This is a genomic window from Streptomyces murinus (assembly GCF_002154555.1).
GTDB lineage: Bacteria > Actinomycetota > Actinomycetes > Streptomycetales > Streptomycetaceae > Streptomyces > Streptomyces murinus.
The window spans coordinates 3,320-5,785 of sequence record NZ_MUNF01000287.1 but is presented as its reverse complement, the minus strand read 5'-3'; the positions used below and the strand labels follow the sequence as shown (position 1 = coordinate 5,785).

Here is a 2,466-nt window from a genome sequence, read left to right as displayed (position 1 = left end):
CGCGCTGCTCGGCGCCGAGCACGCGCTGACCTCGGCGAAGATCCTGAAGAAGGGCGATGTCGTCGGCTACGTGGACGACCAGCTCGGCGGGCAGACCCCGATCGTGGTCACCCAGGACGTCACCGCGGTCGGCTGGTCGGGCCTGAAGGTCAAGCTGTCCTTCGCCGCCGGCACCGTCCCGCACACCGCGAAGGCCGGCACCCAGGTCGGCACCCTCACGGTGGGCGACGGCAGCACGGCCGGCGTCAAGGTCCCGGTGGCCCTCCAGCGGGACCTGGCCGAGCCCGGCTTCGGCGCGAAGCTCACCCGCATCGGCTGACCGCACGTCCCGCACACCCCCCGCGCACCCCGTCACGGCGCCCCACCCGGGCGCCCCGTGGCGGGGTGCGTGCTAGCGTCACGAATCGGGGCAGGTCGCCGGTTCCCGGGACACGGCCGCGAACTGGACGAGAAGCGGCCGGGAACACCGAAGGAAACGGCCGAGAACAGAAGACGGGACACGGGGAGTGCCTTCAGGTGGCCACTGCGGAGCCGACACGCGCCGACGACGCCGGACCGGGCCCGGAAAACGGCCCACGAATACGCCTGTCCACGCCTGACGCGGACACCGGCGCGAAGGGTCGTACGAGCAGCCGTACAAGCAGCCGTACGAGCGGCCTTACGACGGTCCGTGCGAGCGATCGTACGGACGACGTGCCCGGCGGCCGCCTCACCCGTCTCCTCGCGCCCCTCGAACCCCTTCGCGCCCGTATGCTGCGCCACCCCGTGCTGTGGGTCACCGTGCTCGCGGGCGTGCTGCACATCATCTGGTTCTTCACGTTCGCGAACAGCGGCGGCGATCTCGCGGCGCAGGACGCCTGGGCGGAGTTCGTCGGCCGGCACCCGGACTCGGCGTACAACCTCGCCTGGTACGGGGGCATGCACCCGGTGTCGTACAGCGTGGTGTCGCCGTATCTGATGGCGGTCCTCGGCGTCCGTACGACGATGATGATCGCCGGCACCGTCTCGGCGGGCCTGCTGACGCTGATCCTCATCCGCAGCCGGGCCGTGCGGAACCCCCTGTGGGCCTCGATGGCCGGGGTCTTCGCGCTGCTGTGCAACGCGATGTCGGGCCGGGTGACCTTCGGACTGGGCACGATGTTCGCGCTCGGCGCGGTGGCGGCGGTGTTCTGCTGGCCGTACCGCTGGCGGCACAGACGCTGGGCGAAGGCGGCGGTGGCGGCCCCGCTGGCCGGGCTCTCCACCATGGCCTCGCCGGTCTCCGGACTGTTCGTCGGCCTGGTCGCGGTCGCACTGTTTTTGCAGAAGCGACGGCCGGGCGCATGGGCGCTCGGGCTCGCCCCCGCGGCGGTGGTGGCCGCGTCGTACTTCCTCTTCCCCTTCTCCGGCACCCAGCCGATGACGATCGGCTCGGTCAGCCTGCCGCTGATATACGGCCTGCTCTGCCTGTTCCTGGTGCCGAAGGAGTGGATCACGGTCCGGCTGACGGCGGCCGTCTACAGCGCCATGGTGGTGGCGGTGTGGGTGGTCAGCTCGCAGATCGGTTCGAACATCTCGCGGCTGCCGATGCTGTTCGCGGGCGCGACGCTGATCGCGGCGCTGCCGTTCACCGTGCCGAAGTCGCGCAAGTGGTACGCGACGGTGGTGGCGTTCCTGGGGTTCGTCGGCTGGATCGGCTACAAGTCGGTCGACGACATCGTGCACACGACCCCGACCGCGTCCTGGGCGCACGAGCTGGCGCCGCTGGTCAACCAGTTGCAGAAGGTCGGCGCGGAGCGGGGGCGGGTGGAGGTCGTACCGGCGCGTTCGCACCGCGAGGCGTCCGCGCTCGCGCCGTACGTCAACCTGGCGCGGGGCTGGAACCGGCAGGCCGACATGGAGCGCAACCCGCTCTTCTACGACGACACGCTCAACTCGGCGAACTACCACGAGTGGCTCCAGCGGTGGGCCGTGCACTTCGTGGTGCTGCCCAAGGACAACCCGGACGGGGACGGCGGCGAGCGCGAGCGGCAGCTGCTGCGGCGCGGGATGCCGTACCTGACGCAGATCTGGGGCGATGCCAACTGGCAGCTGTTCAAGGTGACCGACCCGACCCCGCTGGCCGAGCCGAACGCGCGGGTGGACCGTGCCGAGCAGGGCGAGATGACCCTGGACGTGCGCAAGGCCGGCCGCATCCTGATCCGGATCCCCTACTCCCCCTGGCTCAGCGTGGTCGACGCCCACGGCAAGAGCCTGAAGGGCCCGCAGGTGATCCCCTCGCCGCCGGGCACGGAGAAGAAGTACCGCAATGTCAACGGGTGCCTCATGGAGACCCCCGAGGACGCGAACGGCGACAAGTGGACGATGCTGATCGCGCCGCGCGCGGGCACGTACCGCCTTGCCGCCCCGTACCAGCTGCCCCGGGGCACGCCGTGTCCCGACGCCCTGAAGTAGGCCCCTGACCCGGGGCCCTAGGGCCTGTCTGAC

General features: G+C 71.0%; 1 protein-coding gene and 1 pseudogene. Both read left to right on the top strand.

All coding sequences use genetic code 11. The features are described from left to right. Window positions 1–319: pseudogene (locus CCN72_RS18340) on the top strand (D-alanyl-D-alanine carboxypeptidase); the annotation flags it as partial. A gap of 197 nt (window positions 320–516) precedes the next feature. After that, entirely contained in the window at window positions 517–2,433 is a 1,917-nt protein-coding gene (locus CCN72_RS18335; RefSeq protein WP_208638036.1) for an MFS transporter, read from the top strand. Window positions 2,434–2,466 lie beyond the last annotated feature (33 nt).